Annotated in this window: 19 protein-coding genes and 4 tRNA genes; 13 read left to right on the top strand and 10 right to left on the bottom strand. The window is 70.8% G+C overall.

All coding sequences use genetic code 11. The annotated features are described in order from the left end of the window. Positions 1–92: 92 nt before the first annotated feature. Both ACFYZR_RS10250 and cimA read left to right on the top strand, forming a co-directional pair. Positions 93–1,427, top strand: coding sequence for an MFS transporter (locus ACFYZR_RS10250; protein ID WP_391907738.1), 1,335 nt, complete (start codon positions 93–95; stop codon positions 1,425–1,427). A 281-nt stretch (positions 1,428–1,708) separates the two neighbouring features. Next, positions 1,709–3,343, top strand: coding sequence for a citramalate synthase (cimA, locus tag ACFYZR_RS10245; RefSeq protein WP_391907735.1), 1,635 nt, complete (start codon positions 1,709–1,711; stop codon positions 3,341–3,343). 97 nt (positions 3,344–3,440) lie between these two features. Here cimA and ACFYZR_RS10240 read toward each other — a convergent pair whose 3' ends face one another. After that, entirely contained in the window at positions 3,441–4,088 is a 648-nt protein-coding gene (locus ACFYZR_RS10240) for a TetR/AcrR family transcriptional regulator (protein WP_391907732.1), read from the bottom strand. Positions 4,089–4,170: 82 nt separating this feature from the next. Between ACFYZR_RS10240 and ACFYZR_RS10235 the strand changes: the two genes are divergently transcribed. Then, on the top strand, positions 4,171–5,685 hold the full coding sequence (locus tag ACFYZR_RS10235) for an FAD-dependent monooxygenase (RefSeq protein WP_391907729.1): 1,515 nt from the start codon (positions 4,171–4,173) through the stop codon (positions 5,683–5,685). A 12-nt stretch (positions 5,686–5,697) separates the two neighbouring features. Here the strand turns inward: ACFYZR_RS10235 and ACFYZR_RS10230 are convergent, their stop codons facing one another. After that, on the bottom strand, positions 5,698–6,324 hold the full coding sequence (locus ACFYZR_RS10230; RefSeq protein WP_391907726.1) for a YceI family protein: 627 nt from the start codon (positions 6,322–6,324) through the stop codon (positions 5,698–5,700). 177 nt (positions 6,325–6,501) lie between these two features. Here ACFYZR_RS10230 and ACFYZR_RS10225 point away from each other — a divergent pair, with 177 nt between their 5' ends. From ACFYZR_RS10225 to ACFYZR_RS10215, 3 genes are all read left to right on the top strand, one after another. Beyond that, on the top strand, positions 6,502–8,940 hold the full coding sequence (locus ACFYZR_RS10225) for a polysaccharide lyase 8 family protein (protein WP_391907723.1): 2,439 nt from the start codon (positions 6,502–6,504) through the stop codon (positions 8,938–8,940). Positions 8,941–9,138: 198 nt separating this feature from the next. After that, positions 9,139–10,722 (top strand): acyl-CoA carboxylase subunit beta, encoded by a 1,584-nt coding sequence (locus ACFYZR_RS10220; RefSeq protein WP_391907720.1) that lies wholly within the window; start codon positions 9,139–9,141, stop codon positions 10,720–10,722. 34 nt (positions 10,723–10,756) lie between these two features. Beyond that, positions 10,757–10,954: an acyl-CoA carboxylase subunit epsilon gene (locus ACFYZR_RS10215; RefSeq protein ID WP_126916254.1), complete on the top strand. Its 198-nt coding sequence runs from the start codon at positions 10,757–10,759 to the stop codon at positions 10,952–10,954. Positions 10,955–11,104: 150 nt separating this feature from the next. Here ACFYZR_RS10215 and ACFYZR_RS10210 read toward each other — a convergent pair whose 3' ends face one another. The 8 genes from ACFYZR_RS10210 to ACFYZR_RS10175 form a co-directional block, all read right to left on the bottom strand. Further along, positions 11,105–11,686 carry an ATP/GTP-binding protein gene (locus ACFYZR_RS10210; RefSeq protein WP_099201035.1) on the bottom strand — a complete coding sequence of 194 codons (582 nt, stop codon included), beginning with the start codon at positions 11,684–11,686 and terminating at the stop codon, positions 11,105–11,107. Continuing rightward, the gene (locus tag ACFYZR_RS10205; protein WP_391907715.1) at positions 11,667–12,191 is read right to left on the bottom strand and encodes a DUF742 domain-containing protein; all 525 of its coding nucleotides are present in this window, start codon (positions 12,189–12,191) and stop codon (positions 11,667–11,669) included. Before ACFYZR_RS10205 ends, ACFYZR_RS10210 begins: the two co-directional genes overlap by 20 nt. An 84-nt stretch (positions 12,192–12,275) precedes the next feature. Beyond that, positions 12,276–12,689 (bottom strand): roadblock/LC7 domain-containing protein, encoded by a 414-nt coding sequence (locus tag ACFYZR_RS10200; RefSeq protein ID WP_126918236.1) that lies wholly within the window; start codon positions 12,687–12,689, stop codon positions 12,276–12,278. Positions 12,690–12,699: 10 nt separating this feature from the next. Then, the gene (locus ACFYZR_RS10195; protein WP_391907712.1) at positions 12,700–15,879 is read right to left on the bottom strand and encodes a nitrate- and nitrite sensing domain-containing protein; all 3,180 of its coding nucleotides are present in this window, start codon (positions 15,877–15,879) and stop codon (positions 12,700–12,702) included. Between the two features lie 329 nt (positions 15,880–16,208). Beyond that, the gene (locus ACFYZR_RS10190; RefSeq protein ID WP_311615498.1) at positions 16,209–16,790 is read right to left on the bottom strand and encodes an ATP/GTP-binding protein; all 582 of its coding nucleotides are present in this window, start codon (positions 16,788–16,790) and stop codon (positions 16,209–16,211) included. Then, positions 16,771–17,178: a DUF742 domain-containing protein gene (locus ACFYZR_RS10185; protein WP_126916258.1), complete on the bottom strand. Its 408-nt coding sequence runs from the start codon at positions 17,176–17,178 to the stop codon at positions 16,771–16,773. Before ACFYZR_RS10185 ends, ACFYZR_RS10190 begins: the two co-directional genes overlap by 20 nt. A 103-nt stretch (positions 17,179–17,281) precedes the next feature. Further along, positions 17,282–17,695: a roadblock/LC7 domain-containing protein gene (locus ACFYZR_RS10180; protein WP_126918237.1), complete on the bottom strand. Its 414-nt coding sequence runs from the start codon at positions 17,693–17,695 to the stop codon at positions 17,282–17,284. Between the two features lie 9 nt (positions 17,696–17,704). Continuing rightward, positions 17,705–21,235 (bottom strand): nitrate- and nitrite sensing domain-containing protein, encoded by a 3,531-nt coding sequence (locus ACFYZR_RS10175; protein ID WP_391907708.1) that lies wholly within the window; start codon positions 21,233–21,235, stop codon positions 17,705–17,707. A gap of 495 nt (positions 21,236–21,730) precedes the next feature. Here ACFYZR_RS10175 and ACFYZR_RS10170 point away from each other — a divergent pair, with 495 nt between their 5' ends. The 7 genes from ACFYZR_RS10170 to ACFYZR_RS10140 all read left to right on the top strand — a co-directional run bounded on the left by ACFYZR_RS10170 (position 21,731) and on the right by ACFYZR_RS10140 (position 25,010). Beyond that, the gene (locus ACFYZR_RS10170; RefSeq protein ID WP_391907705.1) at positions 21,731–21,934 is read left to right on the top strand and encodes a hypothetical protein; all 204 of its coding nucleotides are present in this window, start codon (positions 21,731–21,733) and stop codon (positions 21,932–21,934) included. A gap of 116 nt (positions 21,935–22,050) precedes the next feature. Further along, entirely contained in the window at positions 22,051–22,833 is a 783-nt protein-coding gene (locus ACFYZR_RS10165) for a fumarylacetoacetate hydrolase family protein (RefSeq protein ID WP_391907702.1), read from the top strand. Next, on the top strand, positions 22,826–24,310 hold the full coding sequence (gltX, locus tag ACFYZR_RS10160) for a glutamate--tRNA ligase (protein ID WP_391907699.1): 1,485 nt from the start codon (positions 22,826–22,828) through the stop codon (positions 24,308–24,310). Before ACFYZR_RS10165 ends, gltX begins: the two co-directional genes overlap by 8 nt. 222 nt (positions 24,311–24,532) lie before the next feature. Then, positions 24,533–24,604: transfer RNA gene (locus ACFYZR_RS10155), tRNA-Gln, on the top strand. Positions 24,605–24,711: 107 nt separating this feature from the next. Beyond that, positions 24,712–24,784, top strand: a tRNA-Glu gene (locus ACFYZR_RS10150). Between the two features lie 40 nt (positions 24,785–24,824). After that, positions 24,825–24,897 (top strand) — tRNA-Glu (locus ACFYZR_RS10145). Between the two features lie 40 nt (positions 24,898–24,937). After that, positions 24,938–25,010: transfer RNA gene (locus ACFYZR_RS10140), tRNA-Glu, on the top strand. The last annotated feature ends 4 nt before the right edge of the window (positions 25,011–25,014 follow it).

Here is a 25,014-nt window from a genome sequence, read left to right as displayed (position 1 = left end):
TGCGCGCGGGGACGTAACGCACGCAAGTCCATGCGATCGTTGCCGGCCGGACCCTTGTCCGAATCCGGGCCGTTCCGCCACCGTGTTCCCTCATGGGACAGGCACAGACACGGCACTGGAAGAAGATCTGGGTCGGCTCGGCCGGCAACATGGTCGAGTGGTTCGACTGGTTCGTCTACGCCAGCTTCGCCACCTACTTCGCGGGCTCCTTCTTCCCGAAGGGCAATGACACCGCGCAGCTCATGAACACCGCCGGCATCTTCGCCGTCGGCTTCTTCATGCGGCCCGTCGGCGGCTGGCTGCTGGGCCGGGTCGGCGACCGGCGCGGCCGCAAGGCGGCGCTCACCCTGACCGTCAGCCTGATGTCGGCGTCCGCCGTGCTCATCGCCGTCGCCCCGACCTACGCGGTCGCCGGCTACGGCGGCGCCTTCGTCCTCCTCGTCGCCCGGCTGCTCCAGGGCCTGTCCGTCGGCGGCGAGTACGCGGCCAGCGCCACCTACCTCACCGAGGCCTCCGCGCCCGGCCGCCGGGGCTTCGCCTCCAGCTTCCAGTACGTCTCCATGACCGCCGGCCAGATCCTGGGCCTGGGACTGCTGATCATCCTCCAGCACACGCTCACCAGTGCCGAACTCCACAGCTGGGGCTGGCGCATCCCCTTCGCCGTGGGCGCGCTCGGCGCCGCCGTCATCTTCTACCTGCGGCGCAACATGCTGGAGACGGAGGCCTACGCCGAGGAAGCCGAGGACGGCGACACGGGGGCCGAGGACCGCGGCACGATCCGGGCGCTGCTGCGGCACAGGCGCGAGGCGCTCCTCGTCATCGCCCTGACCATGGGCGGCACGGTCGCCTACTACACGTACACCACCTATCTGACGAAGTACCTCTCCCACAGCGCGGGCCTGCCCGAGCAGACGGCGACGCTCGTCAGCTTCTGCGCGCTGATCGTCTTCGCCGCCCTCCAGCCACTGGCGGGCGCCCTCTCGGACCGGATCGGCCGCCGGCCGTTGCTGATCACCTTCGCCGTGGGCTCGACCTTCCTCACCGTGCCGATCCTGACGATGCTCAAGCACGCGGGATCCTTCTGGCCGGCCCTCGGCCTGTCCCTGCTGGCGCTGGTGGTGGTCACCGGCTACACCTCGATCAACGCCTGTGTGAAGGCCGAGCTGTTCCCCACGGGCGTACGGTCGCTGGGCGTGGCCCTGCCCTACGCCATCGCCAACGCCCTGTTCGGCGGTACGGCGGAATACGTGGCCCTCCGGTTCAAGAAGGCCCATCTGGAGTCCGGCTTCTACTGGTACGTCGCGGGCTGCGCGGCGGTCTCCCTCGTCGTCTACCTCACCATGCGCGAGACTCGGGACATCGACCTGAAGCGCGTCGGGGCCACGCCCCGGGAACGTACGGACACGGACACAGTGCCCGCATCCTGAGACTCACCCGCGTCGTGGACCGGACCTGTGGCAGTATGCCGCCATGCTCCCGTTCGCCATGATTATGGGCAACAGGCGCGCCGGTCCGCAGTGACCGCTCCCGTACCACCCGTACGGAGCGGACACCGTCGTCCCAGACCCGCGCGCAGACCTCTCGCACCCGCGAGAGGTTTTTGCGTTTTCCGGCCCACCTCCGCCGGAGGCGCAGGGCGCGGGCCCACCGGGGGCGGCGGTACCGGTCATCCCGGCAGACCGACATCCTCACAGGAGTCAGACCAGCAATGACGGACGCAACCGACGGCCGCGAGCCCCTCGAACCCGCCGCCCCCGTCGACGACGCCTTCCACGTCTTCGACACCACGCTGCGCGACGGCGCGCAGCGCGAGGGCATCAATCTCACCGTCGCGGACAAGCTCACCATCGCCCGCCATCTGGACGACTTCGGCGTCGGCTTCATCGAGGGCGGCTGGCCGGGCGCCAACCCCCGCGACACCGAGTTCTTCCAGCGCGCCCGCGCGGAGATCAGCTTCCGGCACGCCCGGCTCGTCGCCTTCGGCGCCACCCGCAAGGCGGGCGTGCGCGCCGAGGACGACCGGCAGGTCGCCGCCCTCCTGGACTCCGGGGCCCCCGTCGTCACCCTCGTCGCCAAGTCGCACGACCGGCACGTGGAACTCGCCCTGCGCACCACGCTCGAGGAGAACCTCGCGATGGTGCGCGAGACGGTCGCGTACCTGCGCTCGCACGGCCGCCGCGTCTTCGTCGACTGCGAGCACTTCTTCGACGGCTACCGCGCCAACTCCGGCTACGCCACCCAGGTCGTGCGGACCGCCCATGAGGCCGGTGCCGACGTCGTCGTCCTGTGCGACACCAACGGCGGCATGCTGCCCGCCCAGATCGAGGCCGTCGTCCGGACCGTGCTCACCGACACCGGCGCGCGCCTGGGCATCCACGCCCAGGACGACACGGGCTGCGCCGTCGCCAACACCCTCGCCGCGGTGGACGCCGGCGCCACTCACGTCCAGTGCACGGCCAACGGCTACGGGGAGCGCGTCGGCAACGCCAACCTCTTCCCGGTGGTCGCCGCCCTGGAGATCAAGTACGACCGGCGGGTGCTGCCGCCCGGCAGGCTGGCCGAGACGACCCGGATCTCGCACGCCATCGCCGAGGTCGTCAACCTCACGCCGTCCACGCACCAGCCGTACGTGGGTGTCTCCGCCTTCGCCCACAAGGCCGGGCTGCACGCCTCGGCGATCAAGGTGGATCCGGACCTCTACCAGCACATCGACCCCGAGCGGGTCGGCAACACCATGCGGATGCTCGTCTCCGACATGGCCGGCCGCGCCTCCATCGAGCTCAAGGGCAAGGAACTCGGCGTCGACCTCGGCGGCGACCGCGAGCTGATCGGGCGCGTCGTCCAGCGGGTCAAGGAGCGCGAGCTGGCGGGCTACACGTACGAGGCCGCCGACGCCTCCTTCGAGCTGCTGCTCCGCGAGGAGATCGAGGGCCGGGCGCGGCGCTACTACCGAGTGGAGTCCTGGCGGGCCATCGCCGAGGACCGCCCGGACGGCACCCACGCCAACGAGGCGACCGTGAAGCTGTGGGCGAAGGGCGAGCGCATCGTCGCCACGGCCGAGGGCAACGGCCCGGTCGACGCCCTCGACCGGGCGCTGCGGGTGGCGCTGGAGCGCATCTACCCCCAGCTGGCCGGCATCCGGCTGACCGACTACAAGGTCCGCATCCTGGAGGGCAACCTGGGCACGGGCTCGACGACCCGGGTCCTGGTCTCCACGAGCGACGAGAGCGGCGAGTGGTCCACGGTGGGCGTGGCGGAAAACGTCATCGCGGCGTCGTGGCAGGCCCTGGACGACGCGTACGCGTACGGGTTGCGGCGGGCGGGGGTGGACCCGCAGGAGTGACTTGTTCGTGGGCAGCCGCCGGTTTGTGGGCAGTCGTTCCGCAGGGCGGAACGGGTGGGCACAAACCGGCCCACGGCCCGCACCTGCCCCGCCACGGTCACCCCCCGAACCGTCCCCCAAGCCCCTCCCCGAGCAGGTCGTACGCCCGATCCGCATCGGCGTGAGCCTCCGCCAGCGCGTCGCCGACCGTTCGCCCCGCGGCCAGCTTGCGCCAATTCTCCTGCGCCAACCGCTGATGCACGGTGATGATCTGCGCCGCCGCGAGCCCGGCGACCAGCGCGCCGGGACCGTCGCCCCCGCCCGCCTCCAACAGCGCCCCCGCCAGCAGCTCCTCATCCCGCTCGGCGTAGCGGACGAGACGCGCGAGCAGGCTCGGCGTCCCGTAGAGCATGTCGTTGAACGCCCGTACCACCGCATGGTCGTTGAGGCCCGTGATGGGGTCGTGGGCGTCCAGACGTGCGTGGTAGTGCGCGCGGAGCGCGCCCAGCGGGGACTGGCCGGCCGCCCTGCCGGCGACGACGCGCGCCGCCTCGCCCTGATGGTCCGCGATCCGGTGGAGCGCCAGGTCCTCCTTGGCCGGGAAGTAGCGGAAGAGCGTCGGCTTGGACACCTCCACCGCCGCCGCGACGTCCGCGACGGACACCTGGTCGAAGCCGTGCTTCAGGAACAGCTCGATGGCCGTGTCGGACAGCGCCTGGCGCGTGCGCTGCTTCTTCCGTTCCCGCAGTCCCGTCTCATCGGTCACGGATTCACTCTAGCAGGTGACGTTACCCAGAATCTTTTGTTACTCGGTTGCGTTTTCTCTCGAATGGCTCTTTCATGGGCACATGACTTCGACAGACGTATCGACAGACGTGCTGATCGTGGGCGCCGGCCCCACCGGCCTTACCCTCGCCTGCTCGCTCGCCCGCGACGGCGTGGCCGTCCGCATCATCGACAAGTCCCCGGAGTTCCACCGCGGTTCCCGCGGCAAGGGTCTCAATCAGCGCAGCCGTGAGCTCTTCGACGACCTCGGGCTGGGGGAGCGGGCGGCCGCGTCCGGCGCCGAGCACATCACCCTGCGCAAATACCGCGACGGCGTCGCCGTGGCCGACCACGTCGCCTTCGCGGACCGGGTGCCCACTCCCGACGTCCCCTACGCCAGCGGTCTGCTCATTCCCCAGTGGCGCACGGAGGAGATCCTGCGTGAGGGGCTCGCCGAGCACGGCGTCCAGGTCGAACTCGGCTGTGAGCTGGCCGGGTTCACCCAGGACGCGGACGGCGTCGTGGCGAAGCTCGCCGACGGCCGGCGGATCGCGGCGTCCTATCTCGTGGGCTGCGACGGCGGCCACAGCCCCGTGCGCAAGGCGCTGGGCGTGGCCTTCGAGGGGGAGACCGACGACGAGGAGAGCATGGTGGTCGGCGACGTCCGCGCCGACGGGCTCGATCCCGCCTACTGGCACCAGTGGTTCGACGAGGACGCGGCCCTTATGCTCTGCCCCTTCCCGGGCAGTACGCACTGGCAGTTGCAGGGCTCGCCCGAGCGCGACGCCGACGGGCGGCTCGTGCCGCCGTCGCTGGAGTCCTTCCAGCGGCTCTTCGACCGGTGCGCCCGGATACCGGGCGTGCGGCTGACGGACCCCACCTGGATCTCCACCTACCGGATCAACGTCCGGATGGCCGACCGCTTCCGTGCCGGGCGGGTCCTCCTCGCCGGGGACGCGGCCCACGTCCACTCGATCGCCGGCGGCCTGGGGATGAACACCGGCATTCAGGACGCCTTCAATCTGGGCTGGAAACTGGCCTTCGTCATACGCGGCCTGGCCGGTCCCGGGCTGCTCGACACCTATGAGGAGGAGCGGCTGCCGGTCGCGGCATGGACGCTCGACCTCACGAACGAGCGGCTGCGCGCGGTCCTGGAGGGCGTCCGGGAGGCGGGCGTCGGCACCGAGGCCGTGATCACCGACGACGTCACCACGCTGGGCGTCGGCTACGGCTGGAGCTCGCTGGCGTGGGGCGGGCCCAAGGCGGGGGAGCGGGCGCCCGACGCGCCCTGCCGGGATGCCGTGACCGGCGCGGGGATACGGCTCTTCGAGGTCTTCGCCGGGCCGCGCTTCACCCTCATCGGTGTCGGGCCGACGAGCGCGAAGGCTCTGGCGGAGGTCCTCGCGGAAGCGGGGGAGAAGTACGAGGAGATGCTGACCGTGCTGCGTGTCGACGACCACGAGGGGCACGTCCGACGGGCGTACGGGATCGAGGGCGACGGGCTCGTGCTCGTACGGCCCGACAACCACATAGCCCTGAGCGTGGCGGCGGACCGAGGCGCGGAGGTCATGGACCGTCTGGCGCGCCTCGGTCGCTGATCCGCACGGGGGTCAGGCCTGGGCGGCGGTCTTCACCGCGGAGATGTCGAAGGTCAGCTTCACCTTGTCGCTGACCATCACACCGCCGGCCTCCAGGGCCGCGTTCCAGGTCAGGCCCCAGTCGGAGCGCAGGATCTCGACGCCGCCCTCGAAGCCGACGCGCTCGCTGCCGTAGACGTCCGTGGCCGAGCCGTTGAACTCCAGGTCGATGGAGAGGGGCCGGGTGACGTCCTTGATGGTGAGGTCGCCGGTGAGCCGGTAGCGGTCGCCGCCGACGCGCTCGGCGGCGGTGGAGCGGAAGGTCATCAGGGGGAACGTGCCGGCGTCGAAGAAGTCGCCGCTCAGCAGGTGGGCGTCGCGGTCCTTGATGCCGGTGTCGACGCTGTCGATCCTGATGTCGATGGCGGCGGTGGAACGGGAGGGGTCGGAACCGTCGAGGTGGAGGGTGCCCTCGTGCTGGAGGAAGGAGCCCTTGACGTTGGTGACCATCGCGTGGCGCACGGTGAAGCCGATGCTGCTGTGGGCCGGGTCGATGGTGTAGTCGCCGGTCAGCGCGGCGAGGGCCGGGTCGGTGTCGAGGACGGCGGTGGCGGTCGCGGCGGTGGGGGCGGTGTCCCGCTTGCGGGTGAAGAGGCCCATGACTGCTCCTTGGGGTCGAGACGGTTGAAGGTTGTTTAACGTTCAACGAGATTGACGATAGCGTGATCTGGTTCAACATTCAACATTTGGGAGGGGGATCCGAGAGGGAATTTCGGCCGGAAGCCCTCCGGCGGGCGCCATTGCCTCCCACGCGCCCCCCGTGCCACCGTGTGCGCCGTGCCGTCGTCCACCCCCGCATGGACCCGCCGCGGCTTCCTCGCCGCCTCCGCCCTCGGCGCCCTCGGGCTGGGCGCCGCACTCCCCGAAGCCGCCGTCGCCGGGCTGGCCGCCGTCGCCGGTCCAGCCGTCGCCGGTCCGGACGGCGACTTCGCCGGGCCGCGCCGCCGCTGGCGCGAGCTGACGCTCGGCACCGGCTTCGACCCCGCCGCCGAGCCCTACGCCACCGTCCTGCGCCGCACCGGGGACCAGGCCCGCGCCCATCGCGCGAGCATGCGCCCGGCCGCCGGCTCGCTCTGGCCCGACGCCCCCTTCGACCCGCCCGCCGGGATCACCCGCAGCTACGCCCGGCTGTTCACCATGGCTCAGGCCCACGCCCAGCCCGGCACGGGACTCACCGGGGACCCCGGCCTCGCCGCCGACGTCCTCGCCGGGCTGGACCACCTCCACGAGCGCGTCTACCACCCGGGGACCGTCCGCTACGGGAACTGGTGGGAGTGGCAGATCGGCAGCCCCCGGCTGCTGCTGGACACGGCCGCCCTCCTCCACGACGCGGTGGGCCCGGACCGGCGCGCCCGGCTGCTGGCCGCCGTCGACCACTTCGTACCCGACTCGGCGATCGGCCCCTACACGGGCACCAGCACCGGCGCCAACCGCGTCGACCTGTGCCGGGTCGTGGCCCTGCGCGGCGTTCTCGGGGAGGACGCCGCCAAGGTCGCCCTGGCCCGCGACGCCCTCTCCCCGGTCTTCCCCCACGTCCTCAAGGGGGACGGGCTCTACGCCGACGGCTCGTTCATCCAGCACACCTGGGTCGCCTACTCCGGCACCTACGGCTGTGTGCTCCTCGACGGGCTCGCCCGGCTCTTCGCCCTGCTGCGCGGCTCGCGCTGGGAGGTCACCGACCCCAACCGGCGGATCATCCACGACAGCGTGGAGAACGCCTTCGCGCCACTGATCCACGACGGCCTGGTGATGGACTGCGTCTCCGGCCGCGCCATCAGCAGGGGAGTCCGCGCGGACGACCCGGACGGGCCCGTCCAGAGCGACCACCAGCGCGGCCACGCCCTCATGGCCGCCATCGCCCTGCTCGCGGCGGACGAGAGCCCCGCCGAGCGGGAGCGCCGGCACGCCATGATCAAGGGCTGGATCGCCCGGGACACCACCAGCCCGGTCCTCACCGACCCCCAGTTCGGCGTCGCCGACCTCGCCCGTCTCGCCGCGGTCGCCGCCGGACCCGCGCCCGCCGCCCCCGAGCCCGTGGGCCACCGCCTCTTCCTCGCCATGGACCGGGCCGTCCACCGCCGCCCCGGCTGGACCGCCGCCGTCGCCATGGCCTCCGACCGCGTCACCCACTACGAGAACGGCAACGGCGAGAACCCGCGCGGCTGGCACACCGGCGCCGGAATGCTCACCTGGTGGGCCGCCGGCCACGGCGGCGGTCAGTACACCGACGCGTTCTGGCCCACCGTCGACCCCTACCGGCTGCCCGGCACCACCGTCTCCGCCGTCCCCCTCGCCGACAACCAGGGCGGCGGCTGGGGCACCCCCAGACCGGCGGTGCGCTGGGTCGGCGGCGTCACCGACGGGGAGTACGCGGCCGTCGGACAGCACCTCAAAGGGCTCGGCTCCACCCTGGAGGCCCGTAAGTCCTGGTTCTGCGTGGACGACGCCGTCATCTGCCTCGACGCCGGGATCGCCGCCCGCGACGGCACCGACGTCGAGACGGTCGTCGACAACCGCAACCTCGGCGCCACCGCCACCCCCGCCCTCACCGTGGACGGTGAGACCCAGCCCGCCCACGACGGCTGGGCCGAGTCATTCGACCGGGTCCACTGGGCCCACCTCGCCGGGCACGGCGGCTATGTCTTCCCCGGCGGGGCCCCGCTCACGGCCCTGCGCGAGGCCCGGACCGGAGCCTGGCGCGACATCAACGCCGACGGCTCGCCCACCCCCCTCACCCGGCGCTACCTCACCCTCCTGCGCCCCCATGGCGTCGACCCCGAGGACGCCCGCCACGTCCACCTCCTGATGCCCGGCGCGAGCCCCGGCGCCCTCGCCGACCGCGCCGCCGACCCCGGCTGGCTCACCGTCCTCGCCAACACCCGGGACCTCCAGGCCGTCCACGTCCCCTCCCTCCGCCTGACCGCCGCCAACTTCTGGGCCCCCGGCACCGCCGGCCCCCTCACCTCGGACGCCCCCGCCTCCGTACTCCTGCGCCACAATGGCCCCACCGCGACGCTCCACATCGCGGGCCCCCTGCGCACCGGCGATCCCATCGAGCTCATCTGGCATTACCCTGTGAGGAACGTCACATCGCATGACCCCACCGTGGAGGTGCTGGAAACGGGGTCCCTGGTGCGGCTGAGGATCCGGCCGGGCACCGCCTGCGCCCCGCACGGCTGCCGGCTGGCACTCCGGCCCGCCCGCCGGCCCGGGTGAGGATCCCTGGTCAAGACACCCGGATGACGGCAGGCCCGGGCCATATTTGTGGGGTGTTCACAGCGTGGGACCCGCCCTGGCGCCGGGGGAGCTGATAAGACCCCTGCGGCGTTCTGTGCCGCCTGCCCACGAAAACACGCGCGACGTTGTGTGGAACCGACATGATGTTCCGGGCGGCCCGCCACGTACCGTCTTTCCATGAGCAATCTCGAAGGTGCGCCCGTAGAGGCGAGTGACGTCCGAGGGCGCGTCGCCGAGCTGCACGCCATCCGCGAGCAGGTCCGGCGAGGTCCGAGCGAGCGGGCGACCCAGGCGCAGAAGGCCAAGGGGAAGCTGACCGCTCGCGAGCGCATTGAACTTCTGCTCGACGAGGGCTCCTTCACCGAGGTGGAGCCGCTGCGGCGGCACCGCGCCACCGGGTTCGGGCTGGAGGCCAAGCGCCCGTACACCGATGGTGTGATCACCGGGTGGGGAACCGTGCACGGCCGGACGGTCTTCGTCTACGCGCACGACTTCCGGATCTTCGGCGGCGCGCTGGGCGAGGCCCACGCCACCAAGATCCACAAGATCATGGACAAGGCCATCGCGGCCGGTGCCCCGCTGGTCTCCCTGAACGACGGCGCCGGCGCCCGTATCCAGGAGGGCGTCTCGGCGCTCGCCGGCTACGGCGGCATCTTCCAGCGCAACACCAAGGCCTCCGGCGTCATCCCGCAGATAAGCGTGATGCTCGGCCCCTGCGCGGGCGGCGCCGCCTACTCCCCGGCGCTCACGGACTTCGTCTTCATGGTCCGCGACACCTCCCAGATGTTCATCACCGGTCCCGACGTCGTGCGCGCGGTCACCGGCGAGGAGATCACCCAGAACGGCCTCGGCGGCGCGGACGTCCACGCCGAGACCTCCGGCGTGGCCCACTTCGCCTACGACGACGAGGAGACCTGCCTGGAGGAGGTCCGCTACCTCCTCTCGCTGCTCCCGCAGAACAACCGCGAGAACCCGCCCCGCGTGGAGAGCGAGGACCCCGCCGACCGGCTCGGCGAGGCCCTGCTGGACCTGGTCCCCGCCGACGGCAACCGCCCGTACGACATGCGCAAGGTGATCGAGGAGATCGTCGACGACGGCGAGTACCTCGAGATCCACGAGCGCTGGGCGACCAACATCATCTGCGCCCTGTCCCGGCTGGACGGCCGGGTCGTCGGCATCGTCGCCAACCAGCCGCAGTCCCTCGCGGGCGTCCTCGACATCGAGGCGTCGGAGAAGGCCGCACGGTTCATCCAGATGTGCGATGCCTTCAACATCCCGATCATCACTCTTTTGGACGTACCCGGTTTCCTTCCGGGTGTGGACCAGGAGCACGGTGGGATCATCCGGCACGGTGCGAAGCTGCTGTACGCCTACTGCAACGCCACCGTGCCCAGGATCTCGGTGATCCTGCGCAAGGCCTACGGCGGTGCGTACATCGTGATGGACTCGCAGTCGATCGGTGCGGACCTCACCTTCGCCTGGCCCACGAACGAGATCGCGGTCATGGGCGCCGAGGGCGCGGCCAATGTCATCTTCCGCAAGCAGATCGCGGAGGCGGACGACCCCGAGGCCATGCGCGCCCGCATGGTCAAGGAGTACAAGGCCGAGCTCATGCACCCGTACTACGCGGCCGAGCGCGGCCTGGTCGACGACGTGATCGACCCCGTCGAGACCCGGTCGGTGCTGATCCGGTCGCTGGCGATGCTCGCGAACAAGCACGCGGACCTGCCGGCGCGCAAGCACGGCAACCCGCCCCAGTAAGACGTCCCGTACTTCAGCAATCGGAGACATTCGCATGAACGACACGCTCGTACGCGTCGAGAAGGGCACGGCCGACGCCGAGGAACTGGCGGCCGTCACCGCCGTCCTCCTCGCCCGTGCCGCCGCCGGCAACAACACCGCCGCCCCCGTCCGTCCCCGCCGCACCACGGCCCCCTGGCGCCGCCTGGAGCGCAGCTCCGGCTTCAGAGCGCCGCACAGCTGGCAGGGCTGACGACGAACGCGCGCTGACGCGACACAGGGCCCCTCACCGACCGGTGAGGGGCCCTGTGCGTTCGGTGAGCGGTGCCGGGGAGACGAAGAGGCGGAAACGAAGAGGTCCCCGCACTCCCTGAAGGAGTGCGGGGACCTCTTCGCATCCGAACTAGCGGAGCCGCGCCATCAGCGCGTGCTCGACGAGCGTGATGAGGGCGCTCTTCGCCTCGTTGCGGTGCCGGGCGTCCGTGGTGATGATCGGCGCGTCCGGACCGATCTGGAGGGCCTCGCGGACCTCCTCCGGGGTGTACGGCTGGTGCCCGTCGAAGCCGTTGAGGGCGATGACGAAGGGCAGACCGCTGTTCTCGAAGTAGTCGACCGCGGGGAAGCAGTCGGCGAGACGGCGGGTGTCGACGAGGACGACGGCACCGATGGCACCGCGGACCAGGTCGTCCCACATGAACCAGAAGCGGTCCTGACCCGGCGTACCGAAGAGGTAGAGGATCAGGTCCTGGTCCAGGGTGATACGGCCGAAGTCCATGGCCACGGTGGTCGTGGTCTTGTCCGGCGCGTGGGTCAGGTCGTCGATGCCCGCCGAGGCGGAGGTCATCACGGCTTCGGTGCGCAGCGGGTTGATCTCCGAGACCGCGCCGACGAACGTGGTCTTGCCCACGCCGAAGCCACCCGCGACCACGATCTTCGCGGAGGTGGTGGAGCGGGCTGCCTCGCCGCTAGAGGTTCCGAAGTCCACTGAGCACCCTTTCGAGCAATGTCACGTCAGGCTGACCGCCGGCGGACGCGTCGCCGCCGGGCTGATGAATGGCGACGAGTCCGGCCTCCGCCAGGTCGGCGACGAGGATTCGGGCGACGCCGAGGGGAATGGACAGGAGTGCCGAGATCTCGGCGACCGACTTGATCTCACGGCACAGATGGCAGATGCGCTGGTGTTCCGGCAACTGCCCCTGGAGCTGGGACGGCTGGGCCGTGGTGTGCACCAGTGCCTCGATGGCGAGCTGGTACCGCGGCCTGGTCCGGCCGCCGGTCATCGCATAGGGACGGACCAGCGGGTTGTGCTTGCCGCCCGAGGGGGACGACGACGCGCGCCGGTGTTGCTGGGGCGGAGGCGGTACGTGCGCGGCGCGCTGCTGCTCCGGCATGGCGTGGTGGCTTGGCGAGGAGGGGAAGTCGAAGCGGTTCAACGGGGGTTGAGCCTGCTGGTCACTGCCATACGGGTAACCGCCGGGGGGCGTTGCCACGTTTCCTCCTCCAACTTGCCTGTCTGCTGCCGGTCGCGCCACCGCACCCTACGGCGCGGTGGCGCGAAACGCACTGCCTCTTGATTAGTTGAGAAGGCTCCCCTGGAGTTCGGACCGGAGTTCGGGGGTGAGGACATTGCCCGCCCGGTCCACCAGAAGGGCCATCTCGTAGCCCACGAGGCCGATGTCGCACTCCGGGTGCGCCAGCACCGCGAGCGCGGAGCCGTCGGAGACCGACATGATGAAGAGGAAGCCGCGCTCCATCTCCACCACGGTCTGGTTGACCGGGCCGCCCTCGAAGATGCGGGAGGCACCGGCGGTCAGTGAGGTCAGGCCGGAGGCGACCGCCGCCAGCTGGTCGGCGCGGTCCCGCGGAAACCCTTCGGACATCGCCAGAAGGAGTCCGTCGGCGGAGACCACGACGGTGTGGGACACCCCTGGGGTGTTGTCCACGAAACTGGTGATCAACCAGTTCAGGTTCTGCGCCGCCTGGCTCATCGGGCTCACACTAACGCTCCTGATCGTAGGTGCCGCCGGGGCCGAAGCCCTGGTCGTGTTGCTGATGCTGCTGATGCGCGGTGCCCGCCGGATACTCCGGGGAGTCCGTGCCGCGCTCGCGTCCCTGCTGGATGCCCCGGCGCAGGTTGGCCAACCTGCCGCGGACGTCCTCCGGGGCGCGGGAGACCTGCGGGCCCGTCTGCGTGGTCTGTTCCGCCTTGCCCTCGACCAGATTGGCCTTGGGGACCCGGCGGGGGAGACCGGAGGGGGTCACGCCGCCGGCCTTCGGCTCCTTGAGCTGTCCGGCACGCTGCCAGCGCTCGTCGTTGGCCGACTTCCAGTCGGAGTTGTCGCCCTCCGCGGGTCGCGGTGGGACCTCCTGCCGGTACTGCTCGGGTTCTCCGCCGTCCCTCGTGGCCTCCTCGCCCGTTCCGTCCTGCTGCCGCCGCTTGTCGCGGCGCGGCAGACCGGACCCGGTCAGCGAGGGGGAGCCGCTCGAGGCGGGGCCCGGACGGTCGAACTCTACGCGCTCCGGCTGGGCCGTGTCAGCGGACGGCCGGGATTCCGGTTCCGCTGCGTAACCCTGTCCGTACTCCTGCTGGTACGGACCTGGCTCGGTCCACTGCCCTTGCTGACCGGGGGCGTAGCTGTCGCCGTAGGTCTGCTGGCCGGGTGCCGCCGGATCCGCGTAGGCGGATTCCGGGTAGCCCGTCCCGTCGAACTGCCGCGGAGCCTGGGGCTCCGTGGATATGGGCTCCTGCGGCTGCGCGTGCTGCGGCTGCTGGAACGCCTCGGGCTGCCCGAAGGGGTCCGGCTGAGCGAAGGGTTCCGGCTGCGCGAACGGGTCCGGCTGTGCGAACGGGTCCGGCTGCTCGAAGCCCTGCTGCTGCGGCACCTCGTCGCGGAAGAGCGGACGGTTCTCGGCGGCCTGCCCCAGCGCCGCGCGGCGCTGGTCACGCATCAGCGAACGGCCCACCGGGTCCATCCCCGCACCGGAACCGGTGGCGTCGGGGTGCTGCTCGTAACGGGAGTCGTCGAAGCCGAGCTCGGCGGCGGTCGGGGCGTGGCCCGCCGGCGCCTGCTGCACCTGCTGCTGGAGCTGCTGCTCGGGCATCATCTGGGAGACCGTGAAGTCGTCCTCGGCCTGGTCCTCGCCACCGCCACCGTGGGTGATGGCGTCCGGCAGCATCACCAGCGAGGTGGTGCCCGCCTGCTCGCCCGAGGGGCGCAGCTGGACGCGGACGCCGTGGCGTCCGGCCAGCCGGCCGACCACGAACAGGCCCATGCGCTGGGCGATCGCGACGTCCACGGTCGGCGGGTTGGCCAGCCGGTGGTTGATGTCCGCGAAGTCCTCGGCGGTCAGGCCGATGCCCTTGTCGTGGATCTCGACCATCACCCGGCCGTCGGGGATACGGGTGGCGGTGACGCGCACCTTGGTGTGCGGGGAGGAGAACGACGTCGCGTTCTCCAGCAGCTCCGCGAGCAGGTGGACGAGGTCGGTCACGGCCCGGCCGTGGATCTCGGCCTCGGGCAGCCCGCTGAGCTCGATGCGCTCGTACGCCTCCACCTCGGAGGTGGCGGCCCGCAGGACGTCCACCAGCGGGATGGGCTGGTCCCAGCGGCGGCCCGGCTCCTCGCCCGCGAGGATGAGGAGGTTCTCGCCGTTGCGCCGCATACGGGTGGCCAGGTGGTCCAGGCGGAAGAGGTTCTCCAGCTGGTCCGGGTCGGCCTCGTTGTTCTCCAGGTCGGTGATGAGGTCCAGCTGGCCCTCGATCAGCTTCTGGTTGCGGCGCGAGAGGTTGGTGAAGATCGCGTTGACGTTGCCCCGGAGACCGGCCTGCTCGGCGGCGAGTCGCACGGCCTCGCGGTGGACCTGGTCGAAGGCGCGGGCGACCTCGCCGATCTCGTCACGGGTGGTGATCGGGATCGGCTCGACCCGGGTGTCGACCTGACCGGGATCGGTCCGCGAGAGCTGGTCGACCAGCGCCGGCAGGCGCTGCTCGGCCACGTCGAAGGCGGCGGTGCGGAGCCTGCGCATGCTGCGGCTCATCGAGCGGGCCATCCGGCCGGCCACGAAGAACGCGATCAGCAGGGCCAGGACCATGATCGAGGAGTTGACGATCGCGTCCTGCGTGGCCTGGGAGGCGACGCTCTCCGCCTCGTCCACGGCCTTGTCGATCTGGTGCTCCTCGACCGTCCGGTACGCGCTGAACTTCGCGGTGGAGGCCTGGAGCCACGCCTCGGGCGTGACGCCCTTGGCCTTCAGCTGGGCCGGGGTGGCGCCGGACATGATGGCGGCGGCCATCTTGTCCTGCTCCTCGACCTGGGCCTCGGTGGACAGCGCGGACTGCAGACGCTTGATGTCGTCGTCGGTACCGCCCTGCTCGTACTCGCCGCGGGCGATGTACTCGAGGAAGTTGTAGGAGGAGAAGGCCGTCTGGAGGGTCTTCTGGTTGGCGGCGTCACCGGGCTTGATCAGCAGATGGGCGCCGATGGAGCGCTGCAGCGACTCGGCGGCCTTCGCCAGGGAGACCGCGTAGACCATGCGGCCGTACGAGGTGACGTTGCCGGTGCCCAGGCCCAGCTCATTGGTGAAGGCCATGAGGGGACGCTGGATGGCGCCGTAGCCGTCCTCGGTCTTCGCGCCCTCCAGGGCGGGCGTGTACGCGGCCGAACGCAGCTTGGGCAGCGTCGGCTCGGCGTCCCGCACGGCCTTCAGACGGCGCTTGAGGCTCGGGGTGTCCGGCATCTTCTTCACGGCGTCGTCGAACTCGGCGCGCGCGGAGTCCGTCGCGGCCCGGGCCTTCTTGACGTTCGCGTCGTCGGTCTGGCCCTCGAGCAGCGGCTTGGCGCTGATGTCGCGCTCGTCGATCACGGCGTGCGCATAGGTGGCCGCCGCCCGCACCAGACGCGCGGTGTTCGCCGCGTCCGCCGCCTCGCTCCAGGTGTCGACGCGGCTCTTCACATCGAGACCGCCGAAGACCAGGGCCACGAGGACCGGGATCAGGAGGATCGCGTTCAGGCGCACCGGCACACGCCAGTTGCGGGGCGAGAATCTGCTGCCGCCGCCCTTGGGCGCGACGGGGGAATCGGGCATGTCGGAAGGCGGCACCGCTGTGCGCGACGGCGGGGTGAAGTTGCCCCGCGCGTCCCGCGTCTGCTGCGCGGCGCCCGTCTTTCTTCGCCTCACTCGACCAACAACCTCTCGGCGTCGGCACCTGATGCTGTGCCGTTCATCTGCTGAGCCGTGACTGCTCAGTCCGGGAATTCCAGCACGTTGGACAGGTGCAATCCAAACAACGGACAGAGCCCGTGAAGGCCGCGATTTGCCCGACATAAAACGGGCATTAAGGCCGAGCCGCGCCAAATGGCGGGCGGGCCGTGTGCGGAGCGCAATCGGCCGGACGCGACGAGTGGTCGCGTCCGGCCGATTCTCTGTCGAAACGTTATGAACTCCGAAGTGCGCGCGTGGTCAATGCCACAACTTACGCACCGTCATAACCGGGTACCGGGACGGCGCTATTTCAGCCGTGCCATCAGCGCGTGTTCCACGAGCGTGATCAGAGTGCTCTTCGCCTCGTGCCGGTGGCGCGCGTCGGTCGTGATGATCGGCGTGTCCGGACCGATCTGGAGGGCCTCGCGGACCTCCTCGGGACCGTAGGGCTGATGCCCCTCGAAGCCGTTGAGGGCGACGACGAACGGCAGACCGCTGTTCTCGAAGTAGTCGACCGCCGGGAAGCAGTCGGCGAGACGGCGGGTGTCCACCAGGACGACGGCGCCGATGGCACCGCGGACCAGGTCGTCCCACATGAACCAGAAACGGTCCTGACCCGGCGTACCGAACAGATACAGGATCAGGTCGTCATCGAGGGTGATTCGACCGAAATCCATCGCCACGGTGGTCGTGGTCTTGTCCTGGACGTGGCTGAGGTCGTCGATCCCCGCCGAGGCGGACGTCATCACGGCTTCGGTGCGCAGCGGACTGATCTCCGAGACCGCGCCGACGAACGTGGTCTTGCCGACGCCGAAGCCGCCCGCCACCACGATCTTCGCGGACGTGGTGGAGCGGCCGACGCCTCCGCTAGAGCTTCCGAAGTCCACTGAGAACCCTTTCGAGCAGTGTCACATCCGGCGTACCGCCGGACTCCCCGCCGCCCGGCTGGTGGATCGCCACCATGCCGGCCTCCGCCAGGTCCGCCACCAGGATGCGGGCCACGCCGAGCGGCATGTTCAGCAGCGCGGAGACCTCCGCGACGGACTTCACCTCACGGCACAGGTGGCAGATCCGCTGGTGTTCGGGGAGCAGCCCACCGAGGTGCGCCGGGTCGGCCGTGGAGCTGACCAGCGCCTCGATGGCGAGCTGGTAGCGCGGCCGGGTCCGGCCTCCCGTCATGGCGTACGGGCGGATCAGCGGCTGGTCGTCTTCTTCTTCCCCGTACGGCGCGTGGTGTGAAGCACCGTACGGGCCGGGCGAGACGGGCGGGGTCATGAATCCTCCGGACGGGACAGCAGGATGGCAATGATGCCGTCGTGTGGCGGCCGGTGGGGGGTTTTCGGCCGTACGGTCGGACGGAAATCGCGGTGTGCGGTGGTCAGTTCAGCAGGCTTCCCTGGAGCTCGGACCGGAGTTCGGGGGTGAGCACATTGCCCGCCCGGTCCACGAGGAGCGCCATTTCGTAGCCCACGAGGCCGATGTCGCACTCCGGGTGTGCCAGCACCGCCAGTGCGGAGCCGTCGGAGACCGACATGATGAAGAGGAAGCCGCGCTCCATCTCCACGACGGTCTGGTTGACCGGCCCGCCCTCGAAGATGCGGGAGGCGCCGGCCGTCAGCGAGGTCAGGCCGGAGGCGACCGCCGCCAACTGGTCGGCACGGTCGCGCGGGAAGCCTTCGGACATCGCCAGAAGGAGTCCATCGGCGGAGACCACCACCGTGTGGGACACCCCCGGGGTGTTGCCCACGAAGTTGGTGATCAACCAGTTCAGATTCTGCGCCGCCTGGCTCATCGGACTCAACTAACGCTCCTGCTGATAGGTGGGGCCAACATTGGTACTGCCGGTGGTCGGACCGTTGCCGGCCTGACGTCCCTGCTGGATGCCCCGGCGGAGATTGGTCAGCCGGCCGCGCACGTCGTCGGGCGCGCGCGAGACCTGCGGACCGGTCGTCGAAGGGGACTGCTGCTCGGCGGTGCCCTCGACGAGGTTGGCGCGCGGCACTCGCCGCGGCAGCCCCGAGGTGGTGGTCCCGCCCGCCGCCGGCTCCCGGACCGCCTCGGCCCGGCGCCAGCGCTCGTCGTTGGGGGAGTCCCAGGCGGCCTGGGAGGCTCCGTCGCCCCGGTCGGCCTGCGGCCGCCCGGAGTCGGTCGGCTGGACGGGCACGCCCGCCGCCGGGGTCTCGCCGCGGAACCAGTTCGACTCCAGCTCCTCGAAGAGCGGGGACGGACCGGCGGCCGGCTGCTCGAACTGACCGGTCGTGCTGGTCAGCGGGTCCTCGGCGACCGGCTGAGCGAACTGGCCCGTGGTGCCGGACACGCCGTCACCGGCGGCCGGCCGCTCGAACTGGCCGGTCGTGCCCGACCGGTCGTCGCCGGGGGCGACGGCCTGCGGGAACTGGCCGGTGCCACCGGTCGCCAGGGCGTCCGGGGCGGGACGGTCGTACTCGCCGCTCGTGCTGCCCGGAGCCTCGCCGGGGCCGCCGGCGCCCGGGAGCGCGAACTGGCCCGTGCCCGACTGCGGCCGGCCCGAGGGGTCGAGCGCGGCGAACTGCGAGGTGTCACCGGGACCGGCGGCCGGCGCCTGCGCGGCGTCGGCGGGCACGGCGAACTGGCCGGTGTGCCCGTCCGGACGGCCGCCCCGGGGGGTGTCCGTCGCGGGGACCGGCGGGAACTGCGCGGTGTCGCCGGGGCCGCCGCCGGGGCGCGGGGCGTTCGGGGCCGGCACGGGGAACCCGCCCGTGGCCTCGACGTCGTCGTGACCGCGCGGGGTCTCCTGGCCGGGGCGCGGCCCGCCGTCGGAGGACAGCGGCCAGTCGTCGACCCGGCCCTTCTTCGGCTTGCCCTTGCGGGTCAGGCCCGACAGGCCGTTCTTCGGGCCCGCCTGCGCGCCCTGTCCCGCGGCCGGGGGCTGCTGCTCGGTGCTCCAGCCCGGCGTCTGCCGCCCGGCGTCACCGGGGGCGGCGGCGCCACGGGCGGGCAGCTGCGGACGCCCACCGGATGCCGGGGGCGGCACGGCGGGACCGCCGTTGCCGCGCGGCGGCAGCGCGGGGCGGCCGTCGGCGCCCGGGGCACCGGCGCGCGGAGCGGTGTCGAAGAGGCTGCCCGTGGCGGCACCACCGGTGGGGCCGCCGGGACCGCCGTTGCCGCGCGGCACGATCGCCGGGCGCGGGCCGCCGCCGGGCGGCGGCACCTGACGGCGCTGCGGGCCCGCGCCGGCGGCCGGGGCGCCACCGGGGCCGCCCTGAGCGCCGGGGGCCGGCTGCTTGTGGCCCTGGGCGACGTCGACCGGGAGCATGACGAGCGCGGTCGTGCCGCCGGAGTCGGACGGGCGGAGCTGGATGCGGATGCCGTGTCGCAGGGACAGGCGGCCGACCACGAACAGACCCATGCGCCGGGAGACGGAGACGTCCACGGTGGGCGGGGAGGCCAGCCGCTCGTTGATCGCCGCGAGGTCCTCGGGCGAGAGGCCGATGCCGGTGTCGTGGATCTCGACCAGCACCCGGCCGTCGGGCAGGGCGTGACCGGTGACCTTGACCTTGGTCTGCGGGGAGGAGAACGACGTCGCGTTCTCCAGCAGCTCGGCGAGGAGGTGGACGAGGTCGTTGACGACGCGGCCGGCGACCTCGGTCGGCGGCACGCCGCTGAGCTCGATGCGCTCGTACTGCTCCACCTCGGACGCGGCGGCGCGCAGGACGTCGACGAGAGGCACGGGCCGGGTCCACCGGCGGCCGGGCTCCTCACCCGCGAGGACGAGGAGGTTCTCACCGTTACGGCGCATACGGGTCGCGAGGTGGTCCAGGCGGAACAGCGAGGAGAGCTGGTCCGGGTCGGCCTCGCGGCTCTCGAGCTCGGAGATCAGGGACAGCTGACGCTGGATGAGGCCCTGGCTGCGGCGCGAGAGGTTGGTAAACATCGCGTTGACGTTGCCACGGAGCAGGGCCTGCTCGGCGGCGAGGCGGACGGCTTCCTGGTGCACGTGGTCGAAGGCCTTGGCCACCTGGCCGATCTCGTCCCGGCTGTGCACACCGACGGACTCCACGGACGTGTCGACGTCCTGCGGGTCGGTCTCGGACAGCTGCTTGACGAGCTCGGGCAGTCGCTCCTGGGCGACCTTCTGGGCGGTGTCCTGCAGTCGCCGCAGCGACCGCACCATGGACCGGGCCACGACGAAGGCGCCGACGAGGGAGATGCCCAGAACGAGGACGATGAGGGCACCGTTGAGGATGGCTTCCTGGTTGGCCTCGTCGCGAAGCTCCAGGGCCTTCTGGTCCATCTGGGACAGCAGCGTCTGCTCGATCTTCGCCATCTCTTCGAGCTTGACGCTGTCCTGGTCGTACCAGTCGCGGTAACTGGTCTTCTCGTTCTTCAGCGCGTCGACGTTGTTGCCGAAGGCGCGCTCGGCGAACGTGTTGGCCGAGGTGACGTTGGTGTCGCCACCGTTGAGGGCCTTCAGCAGGCTGGCGGAGTCACCGGCGCGGATGGCGGTGAAGCGGCGCAGGGACTCTTCCTCGTTGTCCAGGGCCGTCTTGCCGTAGAGGTGGTCGTTGGCCGACAGGCCCGCGCCCTTGGGGTTGGCGAGCGCGGCGCTGAGCACCGCTCGCTGCATGGAGGCGTACTCCTTGGCGGAGGAGAACGACGCCAGCGCACGGGTCGAGGTGATCATGTCGCTGTTGCTGGTGGCCTGGGCCATGTCCTGGGACAGCGACAGCAGCGAGAGGATCAGCGCGTTGTAGTTGTTGACCGTCTGCGAGATGGACGCGTCCTGGTACGCGTTGCCGCGAATGGCCTTGATCTTGTCGAGCTGCTTGCTGATGTCGACAAGGGTGGTCCGCACACCGGACATCGTCGGGTCGTTCGGCTTGACCTTCTGGGTCGTGCTCTTGAACGCGTCGATGGCCCGGTCGGCCTTCAGCCGCGTCGCGACGATCTGGTCGTCCTTGGCGTTGTTGCTGACGATCGGGCCCGCCGACCGGTCGCGCTCCTCCTGGAGGGCGTCGGCGAGCTGGGTCGCCTTACCGGTCATCTCCGTGAGGAGCTTCATGTGGTCGAGCTGGTCGACGTTGATAAGGGCGTCGTCGATACGCAGGGCGCCCAGTGTGGTCGCCGCGACGACGGGAAGGGCGAGCAGCGAGATCAGACGGGTGCTGATTCGCCAGTTGCGCATGGCTATTCGCGAGCCCGGCCCCGTGGGGCCGTCCTTCTTCGGCTGTTCGGCGGCATCGCCGCCGTTCGCCGTGTCGACCGGCGTGCCGGCGGGCGTGCCGCGGTCGGTCGCACCGCGCGGCTCCTGCTCCGCCGCAGCGCTGCCATCCCTCTTGAAACGTCCCTGCACTAGCGTCGCAACCTCTGGACCAGGCGTCCCGCCGGGTGAGCGGAGGGACGGTGTCGAGTCGTGGGGGGACCGCGGTGCCCCCCTGGCGGTCCCCGGAATTCCAGCACAGTGCCGGATCTCCCAACAAGGCCGGTGGGGCGGGTGGCGCGAGCCGTGACCCAGGGTGAGGGGAGCGGTGACGGACCGTAGAAGATTGCGCCCTTTATGTCGGACTTATTGTCATGAGTCACACGGCTGACCTCGGAGGGGTCCGGCTGTCCCAGTCGCCATGATCAGGAGCGGAACGTCAGGTTCAGCACGGCAATGTCCGTTTCGTGGGGGCGAAACCGCTGTCCGCTATGCCGTATTTTTCGGCTGCTTCGTGAGCAAACTCACAAGGACCTCATGACTTGTCCGGCCAGCGCCTGGGGATAGGCGCGCCGTAGCCTGGTCCTTTGCACAGGCGGCGAAAACGTCCAGTCAACGCCCCAGAGATCGATAACGCGAGGCCCCCAAGTGAAGACCGCACCGTCGGCTCGTCCGTCCCGGAAGACCGCCAACCCCCGTCGCACCACGCTCGCGCACCTGGCGGACGCCGAGTCGCTGCGCGTCGCCGACGCCGAGCGCCGTGAGCACGTCCTGGAGCTGCCCGCCGTCACCGCCAACCCGCGCCGCACGGTCCTGATGACCGCGCCCGCGGCGGCCGTCCCCGCGGAGTGACCCCGCCCGGCGGCTGACCCCGCCGGACCACGGCGGCGCACGGGTCGCGCACGCCCCCCGCGATAGCCTGGGGCGTCAGACTCCGGCCAAAGCAAGACAAGGGGAAGAAGCCTCCCGTGCGCATCGCCAGGTTCTCCATCGACGGAAACGTCGCCTTCGGCGTCGTGGAGGGGGACGCCTCCACCGAAGGCGGTCCCGTCCTCGACATCATCAAGGGGCACCCCTTCGCGGAATTCGAGCGCTCGGGGCAGAAGATCCCGCTGAGCAAGGTGCGGCTGCTGCCGCCCGTGCTGCCCAACAAGGTCGTGGCCGTCGGCCGCAATTACGCCGAGCACGCCGCGGAGCTGGGCAACGCCGTCCCCGAGGCGCCCCTGACCTTCTTCAAGCCCTCGACCGCCGTCATCGGCCCCGGCGACACCATCGCCTACCCCTCCTTCTCCAGCGAGGTCCACCACGAGGCCGAGCTCGCCGTCGTCATCGGCCGCATGTGCCGGGAGGTCCCGCGCGAGCGCGTCAAGGACGTCATCCTCGGCTACACCTGCGCCAACGACGTCACCGCGCGTGACGTCCAGGAGCGCGAGAAGCAGTGGGCCCGGGCCAAGGGCTTCGACACCTCCTGCCCGCTCGGCCCCTGGGTCGAGACCGAGCTGGACCCGAGCGACCTCGGCATCATGTGCACGGTCAACGGTCAGCAGCGCCAGCTGGGCCGCACGAGCGACATGATCCGCTCCATCGAGGACCTGATCGTCCACATCACCGAGGCGATGACGCTGCTCCCCGGCGACGTCGTCCTCACGGGCACCCCGGCCGGAGTCGGACCGCTCAACGTCGGCGACGAGGTCGCCGTCACCATCGAAGGCATCGGCACTCTCACCAACAAGGTGATCAAGCGTGGCTAACGCGAACGTCCGCGTACGTTTCTGTCCCTCGCCGACCGGCAACCCCCACGTGGGCCTGGTCCGCACCGCCCTGTTCAACTGGGCGTTCGCCCGCCACCACGGCGGCACCCTCGTCTTCCGCATCGAGGACACCGACGCGGCGCGCGACTCGGAGGAGTCGTACCAGCAGCTGCTGGACGCCATGCGCTGGCTGGGCCTCGACTGGGACGAGGGCCCCGAGGTGGGCGGCCCCCACGCGCCGTACCGCCAGTCGCAGCGCATGGACCTCTACAAGGACGTCGCGAAGAAGCTGCTCGACGCCGGTCACGCCTACCACTGCTACTGCACCACCGAGGAGCTGGACGCCCGCCGCGAGGCCGCCCGCGCCGCCGGCAAGCCCTCCGGCTACGACGGCACCTGCCGCGAGCTCACGGCCGGGCAGAAGGAGGCGTACGAGCGCGAGGGCCGCGAGCCCATCGTCCGCTTCCGGATGCCCGACGAGCCGATCACCTTCACCGACCTGGTGCGCGGCGAGCTGACCTTCACCCCGGAGAACGTTCCGGACTACGGCATCGTCCGCGCCAACGGCGCCCCCCTCTACACGCTCGTCAACCCCGTCGACGACGCGCTGATGGAGATCACGCACGTGCTGCGAGGCGAGGACCTGCTGTCCTCCACCCCGCGCCAGATCGCCCTCTACAAGGCGCTCGCCGAGATCGGCGTCGGCAACGGCACCACCCCGTCCTTCGGCCACCTGCCGTATGTGATGGGCGAGGGCAACAAGAAGCTCTCCAAGCGCGACCCGCAGGCCTCCCTCAACCTCTACCGGGAGCGCGGCTTCCTCCGCGAGGGCCTGCTCAACTACCTCTCGCTGCTCGGCTGGTCCCTCTCGGCCGACCAGGACCTCTTCACGATGGACGAGATGGTCGCCGCCTTCGACATCGAGGACGTCAACGCCAATCCGGCGCGCTTCGACCTCAAGAAGTGCGAGGCGATCAACGCCGACCACATCCGCCGCCTCGACGTGAAGGTGTTCGCCGAGGCCTGCGAGCCCTGGCTGAAGGCCCCCCACGCCAACTGGGCCCCCGAGAACTTCGACCGGGCGGCCTGGGAGGCCATCGCCCCGCACGCCCAGACCCGCCTGACCGTCCTCTCCGACATCACGGCCAACGTCGACTTCCTCTTCCTGGACGAGCCCGTCGAGGACGAGGCGTCCTGGACCAAGGCCATGAAGGAGGGCTCGGACGCCCTGCTGCGCACGGCCCGGGAGAAGCTGGGTGACCTCGAAGGCGCCGCGTGGAACACGGACGCCCTCAAGGCCGCCGTCGTCGCCGCGGGCGAGGAGCACGGACTGAAGCTCGGCAAGGCCCAGGCGCCCGTCCGCGTGGCCGTCACGGGCCGCACAGTCGGCCTCCCGCTCTTCGAGTCCCTTGAGATCCTGGGCCGCGAGCGCACCCTGGCCCGCGTGGACGCCGCCCTGGCCAAGCTGGCCGGCTGACGCCCGTTCGCCCTGCCACGAGGGGCCCGGTGGTCTTCGACGAAGACCACCGGGCCCCTCGCGCATGGGGCACGTACGGCCGCACGGGCACCAGGCGGCTTATCGATTTTGGACCCCAGTCCACCTTCGGGTAATGTTCTTCCTGCGCCGCCCGAGAGGGCCGAGAGGCCGGAGCGGAGGGCGCGAGCCGGACAAGACCCCTTCCGGGGGGTGGAGTTACGGTGGGGTATGGTGTAATTGGCAGCACGAGGGTTTCTGGTTCCCTTAGTCTAGGTTCGAGTCCTGGTACCCCAGCAAAGAATTCTGATTTCCGAGGAAATCCGAGAATTCTTCTGCGAAATTCTCTCGAAAAACCACTGGTAAAGTGGGGGACCGAGTGAAGAAGTAGAAGCGCAGTGCGAGCCCCCGTTGTGTAGCGGCCTAGCACGCCGCCCTCTCAAGGCGGTAGCGCCGGTTCGAATCCGGTCGGGGGTACTGATTCCTGGAAGGGCAATCCCGGACAGGAGTCGCTAGGGCCCCCGTTGTGTAGCGGCCTAGCACGCCGCCCTCTCAAGGCGGTAGCGCCGGTTCGAATCCGGTCGGGGGTACTGATTCCTGGAAGGGGAAACCCGGACAGGAGTCGCTAGGGCCCCCGTTGTGTAGCGGCCTAGCACGCCGCCCTCTCAAGGCGGTAGCGCCGGTTCGAATCCGGTCGGGGGTACTGG

The organism is Streptomyces sp. NPDC001678 (assembly GCF_042892945.1).
Classification (GTDB): Bacteria; Actinomycetota; Actinomycetes; order Streptomycetales; family Streptomycetaceae; genus Streptomyces.
The sequence above is the reverse complement of the archived record's forward strand: the minus strand, read 5'-3'. Positions and strand labels throughout refer to the sequence as shown.

Excerpts from the sequence above, each read along its gene's own strand:
- ACFYZR_RS10250 (WP_391907738.1), top strand. The coding sequence starts at position 93 with ATGGGACAGGCACAGACACGGCACTGGAAGAAGATCTGGGTCGGCTCG.
- cimA (WP_391907735.1), top strand. The coding sequence starts at position 1,709 with ATGACGGACGCAACCGACGGCCGCGAGCCCCTCGAACCCGCCGCCCCC.
- ACFYZR_RS10235 (WP_391907729.1), top strand. The coding sequence starts at position 4,171 with ATGACTTCGACAGACGTATCGACAGACGTGCTGATCGTGGGCGCCGGC.
- ACFYZR_RS10230 (WP_391907726.1), bottom strand. The coding sequence starts at position 6,324 with ATGGGCCTCTTCACCCGCAAGCGGGACACCGCCCCCACCGCCGCGACC.
- ACFYZR_RS10220 (WP_391907720.1), top strand. The coding sequence starts at position 9,139 with ATGAGCAATCTCGAAGGTGCGCCCGTAGAGGCGAGTGACGTCCGAGGG.
- ACFYZR_RS10215 (WP_126916254.1), top strand. The coding sequence starts at position 10,757 with ATGAACGACACGCTCGTACGCGTCGAGAAGGGCACGGCCGACGCCGAG.
- ACFYZR_RS10200 (WP_126918236.1), bottom strand. The coding sequence starts at position 12,689 with ATGAGCCAGGCGGCGCAGAACCTGAACTGGTTGATCACCAGTTTCGTG.
- ACFYZR_RS10185 (WP_126916258.1), bottom strand. The coding sequence starts at position 17,178 with ATGACCCCGCCCGTCTCGCCCGGCCCGTACGGTGCTTCACACCACGCG.
- ACFYZR_RS10180 (WP_126918237.1), bottom strand. The coding sequence starts at position 17,695 with ATGAGCCAGGCGGCGCAGAATCTGAACTGGTTGATCACCAACTTCGTG.